At 70.3% G+C, this 23,062-nt stretch carries 22 protein-coding genes; 16 read left to right on the forward strand and 6 right to left on the reverse strand.

Annotation, left to right across the window (positions count from 1 at the left end):
* Positions 1–141 precede the first annotated feature (141 nt).
* The gene (locus ACX27O_RS04860; protein ID WP_030329078.1) at positions 142–579 is read left to right on the forward strand and encodes a hypothetical protein; all 438 of its coding nucleotides are present in this window, start codon (positions 142–144) and stop codon (positions 577–579) included.
* 4 nt (positions 580–583) lie between these two features.
* Here ACX27O_RS04860 and ACX27O_RS04865 read toward each other — a convergent pair whose 3' ends face one another.
* The 3 genes from ACX27O_RS04865 to ACX27O_RS04875 form a co-directional block, all read right to left on the reverse strand.
* On the reverse strand, positions 584–955 hold the full coding sequence (locus ACX27O_RS04865; protein ID WP_210857654.1) for a VOC family protein: 372 nt from the start codon (positions 953–955) through the stop codon (positions 584–586).
* Between the two features lie 206 nt (positions 956–1,161).
* On the reverse strand, positions 1,162–2,793 hold the full coding sequence (locus ACX27O_RS04870) for a glycoside hydrolase family 13 protein (protein ID WP_458938992.1): 1,632 nt from the start codon (positions 2,791–2,793) through the stop codon (positions 1,162–1,164).
* A gap of 32 nt (positions 2,794–2,825) precedes the next feature.
* Positions 2,826–3,872 (reverse strand): LacI family DNA-binding transcriptional regulator, encoded by a 1,047-nt coding sequence (locus ACX27O_RS04875; RefSeq protein WP_030329071.1) that lies wholly within the window; start codon positions 3,870–3,872, stop codon positions 2,826–2,828.
* Between the two features lie 196 nt (positions 3,873–4,068).
* Here ACX27O_RS04875 and ACX27O_RS04880 point away from each other — a divergent pair, with 196 nt between their 5' ends.
* The 14 genes from ACX27O_RS04880 to ACX27O_RS04945 all read left to right on the forward strand — a co-directional run bounded on the left by ACX27O_RS04880 (position 4,069) and on the right by ACX27O_RS04945 (position 19,964).
* Positions 4,069–5,316: a sugar ABC transporter substrate-binding protein gene (locus ACX27O_RS04880; protein WP_030329069.1), complete on the forward strand. Its 1,248-nt coding sequence runs from the start codon at positions 4,069–4,071 to the stop codon at positions 5,314–5,316.
* Positions 5,316–6,953, forward strand: a complete 1,638-nt coding sequence (locus ACX27O_RS04885) for an ABC transporter permease subunit (protein WP_030329066.1) — start codon at positions 5,316–5,318, stop codon at positions 6,951–6,953. Before ACX27O_RS04880 ends, ACX27O_RS04885 begins: the two co-directional genes overlap by 1 nt.
* Positions 6,950–7,837, forward strand: coding sequence for a sugar ABC transporter permease (locus tag ACX27O_RS04890; RefSeq protein WP_210857652.1), 888 nt, complete (start codon positions 6,950–6,952; stop codon positions 7,835–7,837). Before ACX27O_RS04885 ends, ACX27O_RS04890 begins: the two co-directional genes overlap by 4 nt.
* A gap of 167 nt (positions 7,838–8,004) precedes the next feature.
* Positions 8,005–8,727: a glycosyltransferase family 2 protein gene (locus ACX27O_RS04895; protein ID WP_030329062.1), complete on the forward strand. Its 723-nt coding sequence runs from the start codon at positions 8,005–8,007 to the stop codon at positions 8,725–8,727.
* Entirely contained in the window at positions 8,724–9,134 is a 411-nt protein-coding gene (locus ACX27O_RS04900; RefSeq protein ID WP_210866619.1) for a hypothetical protein, read from the forward strand. The genes ACX27O_RS04895 and ACX27O_RS04900 overlap by 4 nt, the downstream gene beginning before the upstream one ends.
* Positions 9,135–9,138: 4 nt before the next feature.
* Positions 9,139–10,509, forward strand: a complete 1,371-nt coding sequence (locus ACX27O_RS04905) for a hypothetical protein (RefSeq protein WP_210866620.1) — start codon at positions 9,139–9,141, stop codon at positions 10,507–10,509.
* Between the two features lie 69 nt (positions 10,510–10,578).
* The gene (locus ACX27O_RS04910) at positions 10,579–10,920 is read left to right on the forward strand and encodes a hypothetical protein (protein WP_210857649.1); all 342 of its coding nucleotides are present in this window, start codon (positions 10,579–10,581) and stop codon (positions 10,918–10,920) included.
* Between the two features lie 278 nt (positions 10,921–11,198).
* On the forward strand, positions 11,199–12,266 hold the full coding sequence (locus tag ACX27O_RS04915) for a BMP family lipoprotein (protein ID WP_210857658.1): 1,068 nt from the start codon (positions 11,199–11,201) through the stop codon (positions 12,264–12,266).
* Positions 12,267–12,515: 249 nt separating this feature from the next.
* Positions 12,516–14,063, forward strand: a complete 1,548-nt coding sequence (locus ACX27O_RS04920; RefSeq protein WP_307857910.1) for an ABC transporter ATP-binding protein — start codon at positions 12,516–12,518, stop codon at positions 14,061–14,063.
* 236 nt (positions 14,064–14,299) lie between these two features.
* Positions 14,300–15,670, forward strand: coding sequence for an ABC transporter permease (locus ACX27O_RS04925; RefSeq protein WP_210857648.1), 1,371 nt, complete (start codon positions 14,300–14,302; stop codon positions 15,668–15,670).
* A 3-nt stretch (positions 15,671–15,673) separates the two neighbouring features.
* Positions 15,674–16,954 carry an ABC transporter permease gene (locus tag ACX27O_RS04930; protein ID WP_030329048.1) on the forward strand — a complete coding sequence of 427 codons (1,281 nt, stop codon included), beginning with the start codon at positions 15,674–15,676 and terminating at the stop codon, positions 16,952–16,954.
* An 86-nt stretch (positions 16,955–17,040) separates the two neighbouring features.
* The gene (locus ACX27O_RS04935; RefSeq protein WP_030329045.1) at positions 17,041–17,745 is read left to right on the forward strand and encodes a cytidine deaminase; all 705 of its coding nucleotides are present in this window, start codon (positions 17,041–17,043) and stop codon (positions 17,743–17,745) included.
* Positions 17,746–17,892: 147 nt separating this feature from the next.
* Entirely contained in the window at positions 17,893–19,173 is a 1,281-nt protein-coding gene (locus ACX27O_RS04940) for a thymidine phosphorylase (protein WP_030329042.1), read from the forward strand.
* A 110-nt stretch (positions 19,174–19,283) separates the two neighbouring features.
* Positions 19,284–19,964 carry a DUF4272 domain-containing protein gene (locus tag ACX27O_RS04945; protein ID WP_030329040.1) on the forward strand — a complete coding sequence of 227 codons (681 nt, stop codon included), beginning with the start codon at positions 19,284–19,286 and terminating at the stop codon, positions 19,962–19,964.
* A gap of 2 nt (positions 19,965–19,966) precedes the next feature.
* Here the strand turns inward: ACX27O_RS04945 and ACX27O_RS04950 are convergent, their stop codons facing one another.
* Together ACX27O_RS04950 and ACX27O_RS04955 are read right to left on the reverse strand one after the other, a co-directional pair.
* The gene (locus tag ACX27O_RS04950; RefSeq protein ID WP_458938993.1) at positions 19,967–20,995 is read right to left on the reverse strand and encodes a putative RNA methyltransferase; all 1,029 of its coding nucleotides are present in this window, start codon (positions 20,993–20,995) and stop codon (positions 19,967–19,969) included.
* A 1-nt stretch (position 20,996) separates the two neighbouring features.
* Positions 20,997–21,245, reverse strand: a complete 249-nt coding sequence (locus ACX27O_RS04955; protein WP_247681299.1) for a MarR family winged helix-turn-helix transcriptional regulator — start codon at positions 21,243–21,245, stop codon at positions 20,997–20,999.
* A gap of 271 nt (positions 21,246–21,516) precedes the next feature.
* Between ACX27O_RS04955 and ACX27O_RS04960 the strand changes: the two genes are divergently transcribed.
* Positions 21,517–22,590, forward strand: coding sequence for an adenosine deaminase (locus ACX27O_RS04960; RefSeq protein ID WP_030329032.1), 1,074 nt, complete (start codon positions 21,517–21,519; stop codon positions 22,588–22,590).
* Between the two features lie 2 nt (positions 22,591–22,592).
* On the opposite strand, the gene ACX27O_RS04965 is transcribed toward ACX27O_RS04960, so the two are convergent.
* Positions 22,593–22,886, reverse strand: a complete 294-nt coding sequence (locus ACX27O_RS04965) for a hypothetical protein (RefSeq protein ID WP_245233532.1) — start codon at positions 22,884–22,886, stop codon at positions 22,593–22,595.
* Between the last annotated feature and the right edge of the window lie 176 nt (positions 22,887–23,062).

Here is a 23,062-nt window from a genome sequence, read left to right on the forward strand (position 1 = left end):
ACACGGCCGTCGAGACAGCCGCCGGAACGGCCGTCGAGACAGCCGCCGAACGGCCACCGAACGAGCGCCGGAGGACCGCCGGACGGGCGACAACAGTGGAGAACCGCATCGGCGCTCGCGTTCGCGGGCCATGATGAGCCGGTGGGCGCACTCATGACACTCGACCTGCCGGCGGACTCACCGCTGCTCGGCCTGCCGTGGATCATCACCTTCGGTCCGCTCGGTGACCTCGACGAGTGGGAGCCGGTGGTCTGCGGGCCGTACGAGCGCCCCCACGCGTTGGCCCTGGCCGAGGCGGTGGTGGCCGAGGAGCAGTTGGTGGCCGTGGTGGAGCCGTTGCTGCCGGCGCTGTCCCCCGACGAGATCCGCAGCGAGATCGCCGCCGCGCAGGTCGCCGCCGAGGACGAGGCCCGTCAGGTGGAGGGGGCCGACCTGTACGGGGACTTCGAGGACGTGATCGACGAGGAGTTGGACGCGGCAGCCGACGAGGCGGGTCACGGTGAACCCGCCGAACCGCCGGACGAGGCCGAGGTGCGTGCCGGCTTCACCCGGATCGCGGCGTTGCTGACCGCGAAGTGAGGGCTCAGCGGGTCGGCGGGCGGTCCAGCACGCAGAACTCGTTGCCCTCCGGGTCGGCGAGCACCGTGAACTGTTCGGCCCCGGTCTGCCCGACGTCGACGTGCCGCGCGCCGAGGCTCAGCAGCCGCCGTACCTCGGCCTGGGGGTCCGCGTCCGCGACCAGGTCGAGGTGCAGCCGGTTCTTGCCCCGCTTGGCGGTGCCCGAGCCCTGCAACCACACGGTGGGCGCCGTGGCGGACGGCGGCCCGGGCGGCCGGAGCCTGGCGCTGCCGTCGTCGCCGCGCTCGACGTCGTAGCCGAGGGCCGTCGACCAGAACGCGACCATCACGTCCAGGTCCTCGACGTCGAGCGTGCACTGGGCGATCCGTACCACCATGGGGCACCTCCGTAACGACGGTGCCCAATTCCGTACCCGCGGCCCCTGCGGGCCACACCACCGGCCGGCTACGGACACCGGCGCCACGCGGAGCGGACTCCGCGCGGCGCCGGTGGCACCTCACCCCCCACCACAAGGGGTCGGTAGCCCAGTCGCCCGCCGGCGCGGGGCACGACGAACGACCAGGTCGAGAACGAGTTACCCGTTCAGCGCTGTTCCAACCAGACTGCCGCGTCAATTGGCAGCAGATGACCGGTGCCCTGCTCGGTGAGCTCGTCGCTGGCGACGAGCGGCTGGCCGTACCCGTGGATCAGGACCGGTGCGCCGCTGAGGTTGACCACGCAGGTCAGCACGGTTGTGCCGGCGGTACGGGAGAAGGCCAGCACGCCCGGTTCGCTCTCCCGCCAGGTGACCCCGTCGGCGTCGAGGGCGAGCGCGGGATGGTCGTGCCGGATCCGCAGTGCCGCCCGGTACAGCTCCAGGGTGGAGCCGGGCACGCCGGTCTGCGCGGCGACGGAGAGCGTCTGCCAGACGGCCGGGGCGGGTAGCCAGCTCAGCTCGCTGCCGGCCGGCCCGAAGCCGTACGGGGTCAGCTCGCCGCTCCACGGGATGGGCACCCGGCAGCCGTCCCGGCTCTCGCCGGTGCGTAGGAACGCCGGATCCTGGCGTAGCTCGTCGGGGAGGTCGAGAACCTCGGGCAGGCCCAACTCCTCGCCCTGGTAGAGGTAGGCGCAGCCGGGCAGGGCGAGCATCAGCAGGCTGGCGGCGCGGGCTCGGCGCAGTCCTTCGGGGCCGTCGCCGTATCGGGTGACGTGCCGTTGCTTGTCGTGGTTGGACAACACCCAGGTGGTCGGCGCCCCGACCACTGTCGCCTCGGCCAACGCGGTGTCGATCACCTTGCGGAACGAGTCGGCCGACCAGGTGGCGTCGAGGAAGTCGAAGCTGAACGCCTGGTGCAACTCGTCCGGGCCGATGTAGCGGGCCAGCCGCTGCGGCGTCTCGGCCCATGCCTCGGCGACCGCCATCCGGCCGCCCGGGTAGCTGTCCAGGATGGGCCGCCAGGCGCGGTAGATCTCGTGCACCTCGTCCTGGTCGAAGTACGGCAACCGGCCCTTGCCGAGCAGTTCGACCTGACGCTGGCCGGTGGTCATCGAGCTGAAGCCGACGTCCGGCAGCCCTTCCGCCTTGATCATGCCGTGCGCCACGTCGATGCGGAATCCGTCCACGCCCCGGTCCAGCCAGAACCGCAGCACGTCCTCGAACTCGGCGCGGACCTCCGGGTGGCGCCAGTTCAGGTCGGGCTGCGACGGGTCGAACAGGTGCAGGTACCACTGACCGTCAGCGATCCGCGTCCAGGCGGGGCCGCCGAAGATGCTCTCCCAGTCGTTCGGGGGCAGCTCGCCGTGCGCGCCCCGGCCGTCGGCGAAGAGGTAGCGGGCCCGCTCCGGTGAGCCGGGGCCGGCGGCAAGCGCGGCGGTGAACCACTGGTGCGCGCTGGAGGTGTGGTTGGGCACCAGGTCGACGATGATCCGCAGGCTGTGGGCGTGCGCGTCGGTGATCATCGCGTCGAAGTCGTCGAGGGTGCCGAACATCGGGTCGACGTCGCGGTAGTCGGCCACGTCGTACCCGCCGTCGATCATGGGCGAGGTGTAGAAGGGGGTCAGCCAGAGCGCGTCCACCCCGAGGTCGCGCAGGTACGGCAGGCGCTGCCGGATGCCCTGGAGGTCGCCGATGCCGTCGCCGTCGCTGTCGGCGAAGCTACGGACGTACACCTGGTAGACGACCGCGGAACGCCACCAGTCGTCGGCGGCGGGCGGTGGGGTGGCGGCGCTGATCATTCGAGCAATATGCCGGCCGGCCGCTGCAAGAGTCAAGCAGATCTTGCGTAAGAAAGGCGTGCGGAACTCGGTGCGACAGCCGTGGAGCCGCGGACCACCAGCTCCGGGCGGAACAGGTACTCCGAATGCGGGGCGCCGTGCCCGTTGATCTCGTCCACCAGTGCCCGGACGGCGGCCACCGCCATCGCGGTGACCGGCTGCCGCATGGTGGTCAGCGGCGGGTCGGTGAAGGCCATCAGCGGTGAGTCGTCGTAACCCACCACGGAGAGGCCGTCGGGCACGTTGAGGCCGCGTTGGCGGGCGGCCCGGACCGCGCCGAGCGCCATCAGGTCGGAGCCGCAGACCACACCGGTGACGCCGCGGTCCAGCAGTCGCCCGGCCGCCGCCTCGCCACCCTCCACTCCGAACAGTGACAGCTCGGCGAGTGGGCCCAGGTCGGCTTCGGCGACGCCGGCCAACCGGGTCATCGCGGATCGCCAGCCGGCGACCTTGCGCTGCACCGGGACGAACCGGTCCGGGCCGGTGATCAGGCCGATCCTCCGATGTCCGAGCGCGACCAGGTGGGCGACGGCGAGTTCGGCCGCCTCCCGGTCGTCGCAGGACACGAAGGGTGCGCCGATGCCGGGCACGTACCCGTTGATCATCACGACCGGCAACGGCCGGGCGAGCAGCGCCCGGTAGCGGTCGTGGTTGGCGGCGGTGTCGGCGTGCAGGCCGGAGACGAAGACGATCCCGGAGACCTGCCGGTCCAGCAGCATCTCCACGTACTCGTCCTCGGTCACCCCGCCGGCGGTCTGGGTGCAGAGCACCGGGGTGAACCCGCTCTGCGCCAGGGTCGACTCGATGACCTGGGCGAAGGCGGGGAAGATCGGGTTGTCCAGCTCCGGTACCACCAGGCCGACCAGGCCGGCGCTGCGCTTACGCAGTCGGGCCGGGCGCTCGTATCCGAGCACGTCGAGGGCGGTGAGGACGGCCTGGCGGGTCTCCGCTGCCACGCCGGGGCGGTCGTTGAGCACCCGCGACACCGTGGCCTCGCTGACTTCGGCCTGCTGGGCGATGTCGGACAGTCGAGCGCGCATGGCGGCACTTTAGCCCACCGGCAAGTTCTTGCGGAGTGCTTTGCAAGCCCTTCCATAATCTGCAACGTCTTGCTAACGTCCCCGCAACATGCGCGAGCAGCGGCGCAACATCATGCGTCGGTTGGCAAGAACTTCCAGACTTTCCACTGGCCGGCCGCCCTCCCCCGGCGGACCCGCCATGACGACAGGAGCACCGATGCGCATCCGTACCGCGGGTGTGGTCGCCCTCTTCGCCCTGGCGCTCGCCGCCTCGGGCTGCGGTGGCGACAGCGACGAGCCGGCCGCGAAGGACACCCCCAAGGCAGCCGGCGGCAAGATGGTCATCTGGGCGGACGACAAGCGGACCGCCGCCCTCAAGCCGTTCGCCGAGAAGTTCGGCCAGGAGAACGGCGTCACCGTCGAGGTCCAGGCCGTCAGCAAGGACCTGCAGACCAACTTCGTCACCGCGTCCCAACAGGGCAGCGGGCCGGACGTCGTGGTCGGCGCACACGACTGGATCGGTAACCTGGTGCAGAACGGCGCCATCGACCCGGTGCAGCTCGCCGCCGACCAGAAGAGCGCCTTCAACGCGACAGCCGTCAAGGCGGTCACCTTCAACGGCCAGCTCTACGGCGTGCCGTACGCGCAGGAGAACCTGGCGCTGATCCGCAACACCGAGCTGGCCCCCGAGGCGCCGAAGACCATTGAGGACCTGGTCGCCAAGGGCAAGCAGCTCACGGCGTCGAAGAAGGTCACCGAGACGCTCTGCCTCCAGGTCGGCCAGAACGGCGACGCCTACCACATCTACCCGCTCTACAGCTCGGCCGGCGGATACCTCTTCGGCACCGGCGCCAACGGCGACTACGACCCGAAGGACCTGGGCGTGGGCAAGCCCGAGTCCATTGAGGCCTTCAAGAAGATCGGCGCGCTCGGCGAGAAGGGCGCGGGTGTGCTCAAGCGCTCCATCGCGGACACCAACTCGATCGCCACCTTCACCGGCAAGAAGTGCGCGTACCTGGTCTCCGGACCGTGGGCCGTGGCCGACGTCAAGAAGGCCGGCATCTCGTACGACATCTCGGCGATCCCCGGCTTCGCCGGCGGCAGGGAAGCCCAGCCGTTCGTGGGCGTGCAGGCGTTCTACGTCGCGGCCAAGGGCACCAACAAGGCGCTGGCCCAGGAGTTCGTGGCCAACTACACCACCACGCCCGAGCTGGCCGTCGCGCTGTACAACGCCGAGCCCCGGCCGCCGGCGTTGACCGCCGCCCTCGACCAGGTCAAGGGCGCCGACGCGGACCTGGCCAAGTTCCAGGAGGCGGGCAGGAACGGGCAGGTGCTCCCGGCCATTCCGGCGATGGCCGCGATCTGGGACCCGTTCGGCAAGGCCGAGGCCGCCGTCATCGGTGGGGCGGACCCGACCAGCACCATCACCGCCGCCGGCAAGACGATCTCCGGCCAGATCAAGTAATGAGTACGCCGCTGTCCGGCCCGGGGTCTGCCACGCAGGCCCCGGGCCGGGAGCCCGCCGGCTCCCCACCCCCGCGCTCCCGTGCCACACGTGACCACGCGCCGATCACCCTGACCGGGCTCGCCGGCAAGGTGCTCCTGCTCGGCCTGACCGCCGGTGTCGCCGTCTGGGCGGCGTTCCCGCTCGTCGCCGCCGAGATGTGGGTCGGCCTGGCGCTGCTGGTGGCGTCCACCGCCGGGCTGTTCTACCTGTACCTCACCCGTCGGCACGTCCCCGCCAAGTACCTGGTCCCGGGAACCCTGTTCCTGATCGCCTTCCAGGTCATCCCGGTGCTCTACACCGCCAGCACCGCCTTCACCAACTTCGGGGACGGGCACCGGGGCAGCAAGGACGACGCGATCGTCGCCATCGAGTCCTCGTCGGTCACCCAGGTACCCGGATCCGCCGAGTACGCCCTGACGATCGCCACCACCGGCGACCCGGCCACCGGTGCGCTGGTCTTCCTGGTCACCGACCCGGGCACCGGCGCGGTCTCCGTCGGTGACAGCGACGGGCTGCGCCGACTCGACAGTGCCGACGTCACGGTCGCCACCGGCGGGAGGGTCACCGCCGCCGCCGGGTACACAGTGCTGAACATCGGCCAGGCCAGCTCCCGCAGCAAGGAGATCACCGACCTGGTGGTGCCCACCCCCGGTGGCGCGCTGCGCTCCAGCGGCCTGTCCCGCGCGTACGAGGGCAAGGCGGTGCGGGCGTACGACGCCGCCTGCGACTGCGTCCGCGACGCCGAGACCGGGCGGACCTGGACCGCCGACGACGAGGCGGGTGCCTTCGTCGCCGCCGACGGTGAGCGGCTGGCCCAGGGCTGGAAGGTCAACGCCGGGCTGACCAACTTCACCCGTGTGCTCACCGACAAGAACGTCTCCGGCCCCTTCCTCAGCACCCTGATCTGGAACTTCGCCTTCGCCATCGGCTCCACCGGTGGGACGTTCCTGCTCGGCATGCTGATCGCGGTCGCGCTGCACTCGGCCCGGATGCGCGGCACCAATCTCTACCGGGTGCTGCTGGTCCTGCCGTACGCCATGCCGTCGTTCGCGATGCTGCTGGCCTGGCGGGACATGTTCAACGCCGACTTCGGGCTGATCAACAACCTGTTCGGGCTGGACGTGGACTGGTTCGGTCAGGCGTGGACGGCCCGCTTCGCGGTCATCCTGGTGCAGCTCTGGCTCGGGTACCCGTACATGTTCCTGGTGGCCACCGGTGCGTTGCAGGCCATCCCGCGCGAGCTGACCGAGGCCACCTCGGTCGACGGGGCCTCACCCTGGCAGTCCTTCCGCGCGGTCACCCTGCCGCTGTTGCTGGTAGCGCTCTCGCCGCTGCTGATCTCGTCGTTCGCGTTCAACTTCAACAACTTCAACGCGATCTACCTGACCACCGACGGTGCGCCCTTCCCCGCCGACAACCCGACGAACGGCGCCACCGACCTGCTGATCACGTACACCTATCGGCTCGCCTTCGGCGGCCAGGGGGCGCAGCTCGGCTTCGCCGCCGGCATCTCGGTGTTCATCTTCGCCATCGTCGCGGTGGTCTCCGCGGTCGGCTTCCGGCGCACCCGCAAACAGGAAGAGGTGTACGCGTGACAACCCTCAACCTCAACCAGGCCGGCCGGCGGCGTGGCCGCTGGTTCACCCAGGTCGGCTGGCGGCACCTGGTCGCCGTGCTCGCCGTGTTGTTCAGCCTGTTCCCGATCGTTTTCGTGGTGTCCGCGGCACTCAACCCGCTCGGTACGTTGTCCACCACCGAGTTGGTGCCGACCGGCGGGGTGTCGCTGGACAATGTCGGTGGGTTGTTCGAGCGGACCGCTTTCGGGCGGTGGTTCCTCAACTCGTTGCTGATCGCCGGGGTGGCGGCGTTCGCGTCGGTGTTCCTCTCGGCGCTCGCCGCGTACGCCTTCTCCCGGATGCGGTTCCGCGGCCGCCGGGTGGGGCTGCTGTCGCTGCTCCTGGTGCAGATGTTCCCGCAGTTCCTGGCGATCGTGGCGATCTACCTGATCTTCGGCACGATCACCGACCTGTGGCCGTCGATCGGTTTCAACACTCCGTGGGGTCTGCTGCTGCTCTACCTGGGTGGCGCGCTCGGGGTGAACACCTGGCTGATGAAGGGTTTCTTCGACACGTTGCCGCGGGAGTTGGACGAGTCGGCCACCATGGACGGTGCGTCGCACGCCCAGGTCTTCTTCCGGATCATGCTGCCGCTGGTGGCGCCGATCCTGGCGGTGGCCGGGCTGTTGGCCTTCATCGGCACCATCAACGAGTTCCTGATGGCCAACGTCTTCCTCACCAGTAGCGACTCCAAGACCCTGGCGGTGGGGATGTACGGCCTGTTGGAGGGCAACGAGCGCAACAACAACTTCGGCATTTTCGCGGCCGGCACCCTGCTCACCGCGATCCCGACGGTGCTGGTCTTCCAGTTTCTCCAGCGGTACATCGTCTCCGGGCTGACCTCGGGAGCCGTCAAGGGGTGAGACCGGGGGCGGTCGATCTCCGGTGGCGCGCGGTAGGGTGCTCCGGCGCCGTGCTGACGTTGCTCAGCGAGAGCGGGCCAGCGAACGTGTGGCGCTTTTGTTTCACTGGCCGCTGGTGGCCCGCCGCCCTTCATCCGCCGTCCGGTGCTGTTCCCGGGGAGACTCTCGTGCAACTGTCGATCTTGATGCCGGTCTACAACGAAGCGGAACGCGTCGGGGAGGCCCTGAAGCAGGCCCTCGCCGTGCAGTACCCGTGCGAGATCGAGATCGTGGTGGTCGACGACGGCAGCACTGACGAGACCGCCGAGATCCTCGGTCGGATGGATGACGCGCGGCTGCGGGTCGTGACCCACCCGCGCAACGCGGGCAAGGGCGCGGCGATCAGGACCGCTGTGGACAACGCCCGGGGCGAGTACATGGTGATCCTGGACGCCGACCTGGAGTACGACCCCCAGGACATCCCTCAGCTGTTGGCGCCGGTGTTGGAGGGGCAGGCGACAGTCGTCTACGGCAACCGCACCTTCGGCAGCCACAGTGCCTACAGCTTCTGGTACGTGGTCGGCAACCGCGGCGTCACCACGGCGGCGAACATTCTTTTCAATTCCTACATCGGCGATGTGGAGACGTGCTTCAAACTGATGCCGGTGGAGCTGTTCCGGTCGTTGAACATCCGGTCGCGCGGGTTCGGCATGGAGGCCGAGGTGACCGGCAAGCTGCTGCGCCGGCAGATCCGCCCCTACGACGTGCCGATCACCTATCGGGCGCGGGGCCGCGCGGAGGGCAAGAAGATCACCTGGCGGGACGGCATCGAGGCGTTGTGGATCCTGGGCCGGGAACGAGCCCGGCGTCGTCCCGGCGGCATCCCCGCCAAGACCCTCGCTGACCGATGACCAGCACGAAGCGCCGGGACCCGACCACGATCGCCCGGGTCGTCGTGGCGCTCGTCGGTGTGGGCTGCCTCCTGCTGACCGCCCAGGGCGCCGTGCAGGCCACCGGCCGTGGCGTCGCCTTCATGACCGACCGGGAACACGACCTTCCGGCCCTCCAGCATCAGGTGGATCTGGAGACGCTCTGGCAGCAGTTCGTTGAGCAGGTGCCCGCCGGCAGCCGGATCTCGCTCACCCCGGCCCGGGCGAACAAGGACCTCTGGCAACAGCGGTTGAGTGAGCTTGCCGTGCTGCGCGGATGTGTGGTCGTCCAGGCGGGTCCTCGGGACTACTGGGTGGGCGTGACCACGGTGCAGCGGAAGCGGCCGACCAGCCCGGGCGTGCGGCTGGTCGTCCGGAAGGTCGGCTGACGACATGGCTCCCACCTCGATGCTCGCCGTGCTCGCCCTCCTCGCCGCCGGTTTTCCGCTGGCCTTCGCGGTGCTGCGCAGTCCCTTCCTCGCAGTGCTCTTCGCGCCGGTGACGGCGGCGCTCCTGAGCACTGTCGCGGTGGTCCTGATGCTGGTCGTCGGCGGTCCGCTGTTGCTCTGGCTCGCGCTGGTGCTGGTCGCCGGGGCGGCCGGCGCCTGGTGGCTGTCGCGCCGCCCCGGCGAGTCGGCACCGTACGGGGGGTGGTCGCACGCCCTGCTGATCGCGCTGCCACTGCTCCCGCCGTGCTTCATGATCTTCGAGCCGGCCTTCCAGTGGGACGCCCACTCCATCTGGTGGCTGCACGCCGGCTACTTCGCCAACGGCAGCGAGTACGCGCGGGCGACGATCGGCAGCCCCGCCTTCGTCTTCTCGCACACCGACTACCCGCCGTTCGCCTCGGCGCCCGTCGCCGCCGTGTGGAGCGTCGTCGAGCCGGACTTCCGTACCGCGCAGCTCGTCGGCACGTTGGTCACCGTCTCGGCGGTCGCGATGCTGGTCTACCTGGTCCGACGCGCGCTGAACCGGGTGTCCGCGCGGGTGGCCTGGGCGCTGGCCATCGCGGTGGGCCTGGCAACCTGGGCGAACGTCCCGTACGCAGTGACCGGTGGTCTCGCCGACGCGCTCTGGTCCACCGCCTTCGCCGGTGCGGCGGTGGCGCTGCTGCTCGGTGCGGATCCGCTGCGCCGACCCGCGGTGCCGCTGGTGCTGTTGACCGTCGCGGCGCTCAGTAAGAACGAGGGGCTGATCGCCGTCGCGGGCCTGGCCGTGCTGGTCACCGTGCGGGGCCGCGCCGACCTGCGGCGGGCGGCGCTGGTGTGGCTGCCGGTGCTGGCCGGGGGTGCCTGGGCGGTGCTGGCCCGCCTGTTGGACGCCCAGTCGGACATCACCAGCGGCACCTCGGATGCTCGGGACGCGGGGGTGGTGGAACGCTTCCAGTTCACCGTCGCGGCGTTGTGGGACGTGGTTGGTCCGCTGCTGGTGGGCGCCGCGGTGGTGGCGTTGATCGGCACCCTCTTCCTGCGGGGGCGGCGTCATGCCGCCGGGCTGGCGGCGGACGGCTGGGTGTGGGCGGCCAACGGCTACTACCTGGCGGTTCTGATCGGGACCTACCTGTCCGGCCCGAACGAGATCCAGTGGTGGCTGGCGACCTCGGTGAACCGGGTGACGCTGCCGGTGGTGCTCCTGGCTGCGGTGAGCCTTGCCGGATGGGTCGCCGTCGCGTTCGGCGGTGACAGCCGAGCCGGGTCGCAGACGGTGCTCGACCAGCCGCGCGAGCCGGCCATGTCCGGTTCCACCCCGGGAACGACCGGTTGATCGACTGATTCGCGCCTGTCGGCGGATCCCGCTACTACGATCCGTCGTTCATAGGGGAGTATGGCGAGCGTGGAAGCTCTCAGACTCATCCTCCTCTACGTCCATCTGATCGGGTTCGCCCTGCTGCTCGGCGGCTCGATCGCCCAGTACGCCAGCGGTCGGCTGCGGATCAACCAGGCCATGCTCTGGGGCGCGGTGATCCAGTTGCTGACCGGGCTGGGCCTGTCCGCGCCGCTACGCGACGGCGACGAGCCGGCGCCGGCGAAACTTGTGACGAAGTTGGTGATCGCGCTGCTGATCTTCGTCATGGTCTTCTTCTCCCGGAAGCGGGACGTGGTCAACCGTGGTCACTTCCTCGCGATCGTCGGCCTGACCCTGGTCAACGCGGCGGTAGCGGTCTTTTGGCGGTAACGTCCGGGGAGGGTGGGCGCCTCCAGGAAACGGACGTTGCGGACACCTTGGCGCTCGGCTACCAGCACGAAGAGTGACTTGCCCCACGCAAGGGTTACACCCGGGTAACAGGCGCTCAACAGTCGTGCACGATTGTCGGCCGGTGGGTGGACGCGGGCGTACGCTCCCGTCCGTAACGTGGGACAGCCGGCGGCACACCCGCAGGCCGGCTGATGGGCTGCCACCGCATAAGGCGCGGTGAGCAATGGGAAGGAGACGTCTTGCGCTCGGTGCGTGGGATGCGGATCGCCTCGATCTTCGCGGTGGGTGGGCTCGCGCTCACCGCCGCCGCTTGTGGCGAGGCGCCCAAGGATGACAACAACGCCGGCAGTGGCGCCAAGAAGTTCAGCGCCTGCATGGTGACCGACGTCGGCGGCATCGACGACAAGTCGTTCAACGCTTCGGCCTGGAAGGGCCTGCAGGAGGCCAAGGCCGCCAACGACAACATCGACATCAAGTACGTCGCGTCGAAGGCGGAGGCGGACTACGAGCCGAACCTGACGCAGTTCGTCAACCAGAAGTGCGACTTCATCCTGGCGGTCGGTGGCCTGATGGAGAACGCCACTAAGAAGATCGCGGCGGCGAACCCGAACCAGGTGTTCGGCATCGTCGACGCCAACCCGGGTGTGGACAACGTCTACCCGATGCAGTTCGACACCGCGCAGGCCGCGTTCCAGGCCGGTTACCTGGCCGCCGGAATGACCAAGTCCGGCAAGGTGGCCACCTACGGTGCGGTGCCGATCCCGCCGGTGACGATCTTCATGGACGGCTTCGTCGACGGCGTCGCGCAGTACAACAAGGCCAAGGGCAAGAACGTCCAGGCGCTGGGCTGGAACAAGGAGACCCAGAAGGGCTCCTTCTCCAACGCCTTCGACAAGCAGGACGAGGGCAAGAAGGTCTCCGACGCGCTGGTCGCCCAGGGCGCGGACATCATCATGCCGGTCGCCGGCGGCTCCGGCCTCGGCACCACCGCCGCCGCCAAGGCCTCGGGTGGCAAGTACAGCACCATCTGGGTGGACGTCGACGGCTGCGAGAGCACCCCGGACTGCTCGGCGATCATCACCACCGTGGTCAAGAACATCCCGGACGCCGTCAAGGAAGCCGTGGTGAAGGCCGCCGCCGGTGACAAGCTTCCGGCCAACCCGGGCTTCGTCGGCACCCTGGCCAACAACGGTGTCTCGATCGCCCCGTACCACGACTTCGACAGCAAGGTTCCGGCCGAGCTGAAGGCCGAGGTCGACAAGATCAAGGCTGACATCGCCGCTGGCACCATCACCGTCACCTCGAAGGCTCAGCCGACCAAGTGACAACCGCACGGCTCCTCCGGTGAGATCATCGGGGAGGTCGGCGGGGGACAGGTACGACCGATCGGCCGCTTCGGCCCTGCGGGTGACCGTGGGGTCGGAGCGGCCGATCGCGCACCACGTCAGCCGGGCCGCTCCGGCCGGGTTGACGGCAGCTAGGCTGCACCATCGCTCGCACTCCAGGAGGTTGCGCTGAGACTCGAACTGCGCGGCATCACCAAGCGGTTCGGTGATCTGGTCGCCAACGACCACATCGACCTGACGGTGGAGCCTGGAGAGATTCATGCCCTGCTCGGCGAGAACGGCGCGGGCAAGTCGACCCTGATGAACGTGCTCTACGGGCTCTACCAGCCCGACGAGGGCGAGATCCTGGTCGACGGCAAGCCGTTGAAGCTGAAGGGCCCGTCCGACGCGATCGGTGCCGGGATCGGCATGGTGCACCAGCACTTCATGCTGGTGCCGGTCTTCACCGTCACCGAGAACATCATGCTCGGCGCCGAGCAGGTCCGAGGCGGCATCGCCGGTTTCCTGGACCGGCGGCGGGCCCGGCGCGAGGTCACCGAGGTGTCCGAGCGCTACAACCTGCGGGTCGACCCGGACGCGGTGATCGAGGACCTGCCGGTCGGCATCCAGCAACGCGTCGAGATCGTCAAGGCGCTCACCCGCGACGTCGACCTGCTCATCCTGGACGAGCCGACCGCGGTGCTCACCCCCCAGGAGACCGAGGAACTGCTGACGGTGATGCGGTCCCTCAAGGCGGCCGGCAAGTCGATCGTCTTCATCACCCACAAACTTGGCGAGGTCAAGGCCATCGCCGACCGGATCACCGTGATCCGACGCGGAAAGACGGTGGGCACCGCCTCGCCGGAGGCCAGCCGGGACGAGTTGGCCGCGCTGATGGTCGGGCGCAACGTCCGGCTCACCGTCGACAAGACCCCGGCCACTCCGGGCGAGCCGGTGCTGGAGGTGTCCGGGCTCGTCGTCGACGACGACCGGCAGATCCGCGCCGTCGACGGCATCGACCTGACCGTGCGGGCGGGTGAGGTGCTCGGCGTGGCGGGCGTCCAGGGCAACGGTCAGACCGAGCTGATCGAGGCGATCATGGGCCTACGCCCGGTGCTCGGCGGCACGGTCAGCCTGGTCGGCGACCGGATCAACGGCTGGAAGCCCAAGCGGGTGCTCCGGGCGGGCGTCGGCTACGTGCCCGAGGACCGCAGCGTGGACGGCCTGGTCAAGGAGTTCAGCGTCGCGGAGAACCTGGTGCTGGACATCTACGACCGGCCGCCGTTCGGTGCCGGGCTCGCCCTCAAGCCGGACGCGATCGCCGCCTCGGCGAAGGAGCGGATCGAGCAGTTCGACGTCCGCACGTCATCGGCCGACGCGGCGGTGGGCACTCTCTCCGGCGGCAACCAGCAGAAGGTGATCGTGGCCCGGGAGCTGTCCCGGCCGCTGAAGCTCCTCATCGCCGCCCAGCCGACCCGTGGCGTCGACGTCGGGTCGATCGAGTTCATCCACAGCCAGATCATCCACGAACGGGACGTCGGCACTGCCGTCATGGTGGTCTCCAGCGAACTCGACGAGGTGATCGGGTTGGCCGACCGGATCGCGGTGATGTACCGCGGTCGCATCATCGGCATCGTCGGCCCGGACACCCCGCGTGAGGAGATCGGCCTGCTGATGGCCGGCATCACCCCGGACTCGGCGAACGAGCGCAACACGGACGCCGCGCCCGGCGACGGGCCGGCCACCGACGGGAGCCCGGCGAGCGACCCGGGCTCCGCGAGCGAGGACGAGGCATGAGCGAGCGGCAGCGAGTGAATCGGTGTTGCAGGGCGTTGGTGCCTCATGGCGTCACGCAGCGAAGCGGAGTGACGGCATGAGCGAGCGGCAGCGAGTGAATCGGTGTTGCAGGGCGTTGGTGCCTCATGGCGTCACGCAGCGAAGCGGAGTGACGGCATGAGCGAGCGGCAGCGAGTGAATCGGTGTTGCAGGGCGTTGGTGCCTCATGGCGTCACGCAGCGAAGCGGAGTGACGGCATGAGCGACTCACCCAACCCGCAGTCCGGCTCGCCGGACAAGGAGCCGGCGAGCGAGGCGCAGGCGGCGCAGAACGCGCTCGGCAACACCGAACGGGCCGAGGTGGCGACCGAGCCGGACCGCCCGGCGGCGAAGCCGGAGCCGGGGTCGAAGCCGAGCCTGGGTCGGCTGTTCCTGGACAACCTCTGGGCGGCCAACACCTTCACGGTGACCCTGCTGTCGCTGGTGTTGGCGATCGTGGTCGGCGCGGTACTGATGATCATTTCTGATCCCGATGTGCTCTCCACGTACTCGTACATCACCTCCCGCCCGTCCGACGCGATCAACTCCAGCTGGACGCTCGTCAGCGAGGCGTACGCGAACCTGTTCAAGGGCTCGATCTTCGACCCCGAGGCGTTCTCCGGCTGGCTGGACGGCGCCAACGGCTGGCAGGCGGTGCTCGCGCCGATCTCGGAGACGCTGACCTACGCGGCGCCGCTGGTCTTCACCGGTCTGTCGGTGGCGTTGGCCTTCCGTGGCGGCCTGTTCAACATCGGCGCCCAGGGCCAGGCCACCATCGGCGTGATCATGGCGGCGCTGGCCGGCTTCTTGCTGCCGCTGCCGCCGGGCCTGCACCTGCTGGTGGCGGTGCTGGCCGGCGCGCTGGGCGGAGCGATCTGGGGTTTCATCCCCGGCATCCTCAAGGCCCGGGCCGGCGCGCACGAGGTGATCAACACGATCATGCTGAACTACGTCGCCACGTACTTCCTCACCTGGTTGATCGTGCAGAACGGCGTGCAGGACCCGACCCGTACCGACGCGATCAGCAAGGCGGTGGACACCTCCGCCCAGCTGCCCCGACTGCTCGGCGACAACCTGCGGGTGCACGCCGGCATCCTGCTCGCCGTGCTGGCCACCTGGGCGGTCGCCTGGCTGCTCAACCGCTCGACGCTCGGCTTCGAGCTGCGTGCGGTCGGTGCCAACCCGGACGCCGCCCGGACCGCCGGCATCAGCGTCACCCGGACGTACATCCTGATCATGGTCTTTGCCGGCATCCTGGCCGGCCTCGGCGGCTCGAACATGGTGCTCGGCTCGACCGCCAGCGCGTTGACCCCGCTGGTGGTCGCGCAGATCGGCTTCGACGGCATCCTGGTGGCGCTGCTCGGGCGGGTGAAGCCCTGGGGGGTGTTGCTCGCCGCGCTGCTGTTCGGGGCGCTGCAGGCCGGTGGTAACCGGATGCAGTCGTACTCCGGGATCTCGCTGGAGCTGGTGACGGTGCTCCAGGCGCTGATCGTCATCTTCATCGCCGCGCCGGCCCTGGTGAAGGCGATCTTCCAGCTCCGGGCCGCCCGCGCCGCCCGGTTGCAGACGAGCCTGGCGAAGGGCTGGTAACTGATGTCCACCATGGCTGTCCCCGACATCGCCGTCGCCCCGGTAGACGAGGGCTTCTGGACCCGCAGCCGCAAGGTCGGCCTCACGCTGCTGGGGCTCGGTCTGCTGTCCGCGGTGCTCTTCGGCGCGCTCGCCACCGACCAGCAGGCCCGGTTCACCCTCAGCGACGACGCGGCCGGCGCCGCGTTGGAGATCAACGGCACGATCGGGGCGATCCTGTTCGGGATCATCGCGATCGCCGCCGGTGCGGCGCTCCTCGCCGGGGTGCCGAAGCGGTGGTTCCTTCCCGTGCTCGCCGTCGGGCTGGTCGGTTTCGTGCTGTCGTTCCTCTGCTGGCAGATCTCCGCCGCACCGACCGGGCAGAACTTCATGCCGCTGGTCAACATCATCCGGGGCACCTTCATCCTGGCCCTGCCGTTGATCTTTGGCGCGCTCGCCGGTGTGCTCTGCGAACGCTCCGGCGTGGTCAACGTGGCGATCGAGGGTCAGCTGCTGATGGGCGCGTTCAGCGGCGCCCTCTTCGGCAGCATCTCCGGCAGCGTCTGGGTGGGCCTGGTCGCCGCCGCCATCGGCGGCGCGTTCATCTCGCTGCTGCTCGCCGTCTTCGCCATCCGTTACCTGGTCGACCAGGTCGTCATGGGCATCGTGCTGAACCTGTTGGCGGTCGGCGTCACCGGCTTCCTCTACGAGCGGCTGATGCAGACCGACGCCGCGAGGTACAACAGCGCGCCCCGCTTCAGCAACTGGGAGATCCCGCTGCTGAAGGACATCCCGGTGCTCGGGCCGGCGTTGTTCCGCGGCAACATCTTCCTCTACCTCGGGCTGCTCCTGGTCCTGGTGATCCACATCGCGTTGTTCCGCACCCGGTGGGGGCTGCGTACCCGGTCCGTCGGCGAGCACCCGATCGCGGCCGACACGCTCGGCGTCAAGGTGCTGCGGGTGCGCTACCGCAACGTCCTGCTGGCCGGTGTGGTCGCCGGCATCGGCGGCGCGTCCTACACGCTGGCGCTCTACTCGTTCACCAAGAACATGATCGGTGGTAAGGGCTTCATCGCCCTGGCCGCGCTGATCTTCGGCCGGTGGAACCCGACCGGCGCGCTGCTCGCCGCCCTCTTCTTCGGGTTCGCCGACCAGCTCGCCACCTACCTGGGCGCGATCAGCAGCTCGATCCCCAGCCAGTTCCTGGCCATGCTGCCCTACCTGGCGACCATCCTGGCCGTCGCCGGGCTGGTTGGCCGGGTCCGGGCACCGGCCGCCGACGGCAAGCCGTACATCAAGGGCTGACCACCATCACCACAGACCGCTGCGGGCAGGGCCGGGGACCCGGCCCTGCCCGCTTCTGACCTGGGCTACTTCGGCAGAATGATGACATGACCGACATTGACTGGGCGCAGTTGCGCGCTGCCGCCACCGAAGCGATGCGGCACGCGTACGCGCCGTACTCGACGTTCCCGGTCGGCGCCGCCGCGCTGGTCGACGACGGCCGGGTGGTGGTCGGCTGCAACGTGGAGAACGCCGCGTACGGGGTGACGCTCTGCGCCGAGTGCGGGGTCGTGTCCAGCCTGCACGCCACCGGTGGCGGTCGGCTCGTCGCGCTCTCCTGCGTCGACGCGACCGGCGAGCCGTTGATGCCGTGCGGCCGGTGCCGGCAGCTGCTCTGGGAGCACGGCGGGCCGGAGTGCCTGATCGAGAGCAAGACCCGGCCACTGCGGATGGCCGAGCTGCTGCCGCACGCCTTCGGCGTGGAGGACCTGGAGGCCGTCACCGGTGAGACGCCGGTGCCGGTGGTCCCGGAGCGGCTCGCTGCCTGGCGCGGGCGCGGCACCGTCTTCGTGCACCCGGACATGTCCGCTGGTCAGCAGGTCTGGACGGCGTACTGGGAGCGGTCGGCCGGAGACGACGCCGGTGCCGAGACCGGGGTGCTGGAGGAAGCGCCGAGCTGGGACCAGCCGGCCGAGGCGATCACCTGGGGTCTGGCCCGGACGCCCCGGGTGGTGGTGGTCGACGAGACCGGCACGATCTTCTGGGCTGGTGAGGGTGAGCCGCCTGTGGAGATCCCGGTGCGGTGGTCTTGAGTGTTGCGGTTGGGGGCGGGGGCCGACCGTGCCCGGCTCCGGGCGGTCAGGCTTGATCCCTCCGCCGGGCACGGTCGGCCCCCGCCCCGACGTGGTCATCGGCCGTACGTCGGTCTCGCCATTCGACGACTTAGGAAAGATCATTTGATGAGTGGTTTTGCTGCTGTGGACGTTATTCGGGTCAAGCGGGACGGGGGCGTGCTGTCGGACGCGCAGATCGACTGGGTGGTCGACGCGTACACCCGGGGGGTTGTCGCCGACGAGCAGATGTCCGCGCTGGCGATGGCGATCCTGCTCAACGGCATGACCGCGCCGGAGATCGCCCGGTGGACCGCCGCGATGATCGCCAGCGGTGAGCGGCTGGACCTGTCGGCGGTACGCCGGCCGACTGTCGACAAGCACTCCACCGGCGGCGTCGGCGACAAGATCACTCTGCCGCTCACCCCGCTGGTGGCGGCCTGTGGCGCGGCGGTGCCGCAGCTCAGCGGCCGGGGTCTCGGACACACCGGCGGCACGCTGGACAAGTTGGAGTCCATCCCGGGCTGGCGGGCCACGGTGAGCAACGACGAGTTCATCGCCCAGCTCGACGACGTCGGTGCGGTGATCTGCGCGGCCGGTGCCGGGCTCGCGCCCGCCGATCGCAAGCTGTACGCGCTGCGCGACGTGACCGGCACCGTGGAGGCGATCCCGCTGATCGCCAGCTCGATCATGAGCAAGAAGATCGCCGAGGGGACCGGCGCGCTGGTCCTCGACGTCAAGGTCGGCTCCGGCGCCTTCATGAAGTCCGTCGACCAGGCCCGTGAGTTGGCGCGCACCATGGTCGAGCTGGGCGGGGCGCACGGTGTGCGGACCGTCGCCCTGCTCACCGACATGTCCACCCCGTTGGGCCTGGCGATCGGCAACGCGGTCGAGGTGACCGAGTCGGTCGAGGTGCTGGCCGGCGGCGGACCGGCCGACGTGGTGGAGCTGACCCTCGCCCTGGCCCGGGAGATGCTCGACGCCGCCGGCCTGCCGGACGCCGACCCGGCGGCGGCGCTGCGTGATGGTCGGGCGATGGACTCCTGGCGGGCGATGATCCGGGCCCAGGGCGGCGACCCGGACGCGCCGATGCCAACGACCGCCGAGGTGGAGGTCGTCCGCGCCGAGCGGGACGGCTACGTCGCGGCTGTCGACGCGTACGCCATGGGGGTTGCCGCGTGGCGGCTCGGCGCGGGTCGGGCCCGCAAGGAGGACCCGGTGAGCGTGCCGGCCGGTGTGGTGCTGCACAAGCGCCCGGGTGACGAGGTGCGGGCCGGTGACCCGCTCTACGAGCTGCGTGCCGAGGACGCGACGCGGATTCCGGCCGCGCTGACCGAGGCCGCCGACGCGGTGCGGATCGCGTCGACGGCCCCGGCCGCGACGTCGTTGGTCATCGAACGCGTCGGCTGATCGATTCGCTGTCGCCCTGGCGTGGTGCCAGTCACCTGGGAGCGCTATTGTCGCAGGCCAAGGGGGGACAACCGGCCTTGCGCCGGCGCGAGCAGACAGGAAGATCCGCCGTGAGCGTTGCTGCCCCCGACCCACGTGAGGTGCGCGAGGCGAGCCTGGACGAGCTGTCCCGGCTGGGCCTGCCGTTGCCGCCGGCCCAGTTTCCCCTCGTCTGGGAACCGGGTGACCAGATCGACCTGCGCCCGACCGGGGAGATCGAGGCGAGGATCGCGGTGCTGCACCTGATCCTGGCCCGCTGCTTCGGGATGCCCCCGCAGGCGGCGATGAGCTGGCTGCTCGGCTCGCACCTGGTCGACATGGTCACCCCGCCGGAGTGGCAGTTCGTGATGGGCGGCAAGGGCGACCACCGGTCGTTCGTGCTGCACCACGACGCGCTCTTCGCGCTGGCCTGGGTGCTCGGCCTGAGCAAGCAGCTCGACCCCACCCTGGCCGTCGACGAGCGGCTGATCGAGCGGCTGCCGCACATCGCCGAGGGGGAGACCTTCCCGCACTGGCGCTCCCGGATCCTCACGGCGCCACAGCACCCGGCCGACGCGGCCGCCCTGCTCGACCTGCACTACTGCCTGGACTGGGCGTACCTGGAGACCGAGCGCGGCGGCCGGCGCGCGCCGGGCCTGGTCGACGCGAACGCGATCGGGCAGCGGCGTTGGGCGTTGGAGTGGGCGGTGATCCTGCGGGGGCCGTACCACGACGAGCCGCCCGGTTGGGAAGAGGTCGACCTGTCCACCTGAGGTCAGTGGGGCCGGTATGCGTCCACCCGCACCGCCACCGTCACCCGGACCGGTTCGGGCAGGGCGGCCAGCCGGGCGGCGAGCGCGTCCGGGTCGGTGTGCCAGGCGCTCGGGCCCATCCCGACCAGGCTGGCGGCCTCCGGCCGGGTCAGTGTCAGCTGCGCCCGGTGCACGGCCGAGCCGGCCGGCGTGAAGTGCCCGCCCAGGCTCCCGGTCACCCGGTCGGCCTTGTCCGGGTCCACCCGCAGCAGGTCGAGGGCATCCACCAACTCGGCGAGATGGTCGGTGTCGGGCGTGACCACCAGCAGCGTCCCGGCCGGGTCGAGCACCCGGTGGAACTCGGCACCGTTTCGCGGGGCGAAGACGTTCAGCAGCACCGCGGTCGAGGCGTCCGCGAGCGGCAGTCGTTGCCAGGTGTCGGCGAGCGCGGCGGCGGCCCGAGGGTGGGCACGGGCCGCGCGGCGCAGTGCCGGCTTGGACACGTCCAGAGCCAGACCCACGGCGTCGGGCAGCGCCGCCAGCACCGCGCCGAGGTACCGGCCGGTGCCGGCGCCGGCATCCACCACCAGGGGGTACGCCCCGAAGTCCGGCGGCGGCTCGACGCGTTCCTCTGCTGTTGGGTCCTTTGCCCTTGCTGTTGGGTCCTTTGCTCTGCACCCACCGAGGCGACGGCTCGGCGGGGAGACCGTCGCCTCGACGGGTGCAGAGCAAAGGGTGGGCGGAGTAGGTGCCGGGTGTGGGGCGTCCGTAGCGTCGAGACGGCCGACGGCGTCCGTGGCGGCTGTGGCGAGGGCGGCGGCGATGACGTCGTAGTGCCCGGCGGCGAGGAAGTCCGCGCGGGCGGCCACCATCTCGGCGGTGTCGCCGGAGTGCGGGGCGCGTCCGGCGAGCAGGTTGACGTACCCCTGGCGGGCGATGTCGAAGCTGTGCCGGCGCGGGCAGCGCAGTGCCCTGGCGGTGCCGGCTGTCGTCTCGGCCAGCGGCTCGCCGCAGACCGGGCAGCGCAGTCGGTGGAGGATGCGGGGGTCCACGTCAGGCCTCCGAAGCGTGCCGGGGCTGGGGCGCCCGCCCGCCGAGGTGGTCGACCACCCGGTGGGTGAGCGCGCCGAGCGCGTCGATCTCCGCAGGCGTGAGCAGGTCGATCAGGTGCCGGCGGACGGCGGCCACGTGGCCGGGTGCGGCGGTCTCGATGGCCTGCCGGCCGGCGGGGGTGAGGACGACGACCGAACCGCGGGCGTTGTCGGCGCACTCCTCGCGGGTGACCAGGCCACGCTGCTGCATGCGGGTCAGGTGGTGGGAGAGCCGGCTGCGCGACCAGAGCAATCCTCGCGTGCAGCCAGCCACCGGGTTGCGTCCACCTGACGAGTCTAGCGGTTGGTTGACACGTCATCGATTCGCCGCCCGGCGTCGCGTCCCGCCGCCATCGGGCCGCCATGGTCGCCGACGGGCGACTGGTGATCCACCTCGCCGTGGACCGGGGTCTACGGCTGGCGGCCGTGACGCCCGGCCGGTCCCGTCCCGGTCCGTCCGGGCCGCTGACTAGGGTCTGAGCATGGTCGCAACTATCCGGTACGAGGACATCGTCAAGGTTCCCAAGGCGTTGCTGCACGACCACCTCGACGGTGGGCTGCGGCCGGCGACGATCGTCGACCTGGCCGCCGAGGTGGGCCACGAACTGCCCACCACCGACCCGGAGGCGCTCGGACGCTGGTTCGCGGACGCGGCGGACTCCGGCTCCCTGGAGCGTTACCTGGAGACGTTCGCGCACACCGTGGCGGTCATGCAGACCGCACCCGCGCTGCGTCGGGTGGCTCGTGAGTGTGCCCTCGACCTGGCCGCCGACGGGGTGGTCTACGCCGAGGTGCGCTTCGCCCCGGAGCAGCACCTGGAACGGGACCTCAGCCTGGACGAGGTGGTCGAGGCGGTGCTGGCCGGGTTCGCCGAGGGCACCGCGCAGGCGGTCGAGGCGGGCCTGAGCATCCGGGTGGGCACCCTGCTGACCGCGATGCGGCACGCCGCCCGCTCGCAGGAGATCGCCGAGTTGGCCGTGCGGCACCGCGACGCCGGGGTGGTCGGCTTCGACATCGCCGGCGCCGAGGCGGGCTTCCCGCCCACCCGGCACCTGGACGCCTTCGAGTACCTCCAGCGGGAGAACTTCCACTTCACCATCCACGCCGGCGAGGCGTTCGGTCTGCCGTCGATCTGGCAGGCGATCCAGTGGTGCGGAGCGGACCGGCTCGGCCACGGGGTGCGGATCGTCGACGACATCGCGCCCGACGGCTCGCTCGGCCGGCTGGCCGCGTACGTCCGGGACAAGCGCATCCCGCTGGAGTTGTGCCCCTCGTCGAACGTGCAGACCGGTGCGGTGGACTCGATCGCGGATCACCCGATCGGCCTGCTGCGGGACCTGCGCTTCCGGGTGACCGTCAACACCGACAACCGGCTGATGAGCGGCACCTCCATGTCGCGGGAGATGTCGCTGCTGGTGGAGACGTTCGGCTACGGGTGGAAGGAACTGCAGTGGTTCACCATCAACGCGATGAAGAGCGCCTTCATCCCGTTCGACGAGCGGCTGCGCATCATCGATGAGGTGATCAAGCCGGCGTACGCGAAGTTGCTGGCCTGAGCTCAGCCGTGCGGGTGGCCGGCGAGCAGGCTGGCCACCCGGCTCAGCACCTCCCGGGCACGGGCCGCCTCCGCGCCCAGGCCCATCTGCCGACGCAGCACCGCGGGCTCGGCCCGCAGCAGCGCCACCCCGCGCCGAATCAGCACCCGGGGGGCCTTGCGCTGCTCGGACAGGTCGCGGGCGAGTCGGCGCAGGAAGGTCGCCCCGCGCGGGCGGCGCAGCGCGTACGCCCCGGCGAGCAGGCCGAGTCGACGACACTCCTCGACGATCTCGGCGGCGAAGATCCCTTCGGCCACGAAAATTGGCGAACCGGCGACATCAAATGGCCGGGTGGCCACCCGTCGATCGGCGCCGATCGCATAAACCGGCACATCGGCTCGACCCTCACGGGCAAGTCGGGCAATGATTTCCACCGCACCGGGGGCGTCCCACGACTGCGGCGATTCCCAATCCACCTGGCCGTTTCGTAGCG

Source organism: Micromonospora sp. SD19 (genome assembly GCF_054462275.1).

Bases quoted from the DNA above. Each gene is read 5' to 3' on its own strand.
- ACX27O_RS04930 (WP_030329048.1), top strand. From the start codon at position 15,674: ATGTCCACCATGGCTGTCCCCGACATCGCCGTCGCCCCGGTAGACGAG.
- ACX27O_RS04925 (WP_210857648.1), top strand. From the start codon at position 14,300: ATGAGCGACTCACCCAACCCGCAGTCCGGCTCGCCGGACAAGGAGCCG.
- ACX27O_RS04960 (WP_030329032.1), top strand. From the start codon at position 21,517: ATGGTCGCAACTATCCGGTACGAGGACATCGTCAAGGTTCCCAAGGCG.
- ACX27O_RS04870 (WP_458938992.1), bottom strand. From the start codon at position 2,793: ATGATCAGCGCCGCCACCCCACCGCCCGCCGCCGACGACTGGTGGCGT.
- ACX27O_RS04900 (WP_210866619.1), top strand. From the start codon at position 8,724: ATGACCAGCACGAAGCGCCGGGACCCGACCACGATCGCCCGGGTCGTC.
- ACX27O_RS04935 (WP_030329045.1), top strand. From the start codon at position 17,041: ATGACCGACATTGACTGGGCGCAGTTGCGCGCTGCCGCCACCGAAGCG.
- ACX27O_RS04915 (WP_210857658.1), top strand. From the start codon at position 11,199: ATGCGGATCGCCTCGATCTTCGCGGTGGGTGGGCTCGCGCTCACCGCC.
- ACX27O_RS04885 (WP_030329066.1), top strand. From the start codon at position 5,316: ATGAGTACGCCGCTGTCCGGCCCGGGGTCTGCCACGCAGGCCCCGGGC.
- ACX27O_RS04905 (WP_210866620.1), top strand. From the start codon at position 9,139: ATGGCTCCCACCTCGATGCTCGCCGTGCTCGCCCTCCTCGCCGCCGGT.
- ACX27O_RS04875 (WP_030329071.1), bottom strand. From the start codon at position 3,872: ATGCGCGCTCGACTGTCCGACATCGCCCAGCAGGCCGAAGTCAGCGAG.
- ACX27O_RS04880 (WP_030329069.1), top strand. From the start codon at position 4,069: ATGCGCATCCGTACCGCGGGTGTGGTCGCCCTCTTCGCCCTGGCGCTC.
- ACX27O_RS04940 (WP_030329042.1), top strand. From the start codon at position 17,893: ATGAGTGGTTTTGCTGCTGTGGACGTTATTCGGGTCAAGCGGGACGGG.
- ACX27O_RS04865 (WP_210857654.1), bottom strand. From the start codon at position 955: ATGGTGGTACGGATCGCCCAGTGCACGCTCGACGTCGAGGACCTGGAC.
- ACX27O_RS04955 (WP_247681299.1), bottom strand. From the start codon at position 21,245: ATGCAGCAGCGTGGCCTGGTCACCCGCGAGGAGTGCGCCGACAACGCC.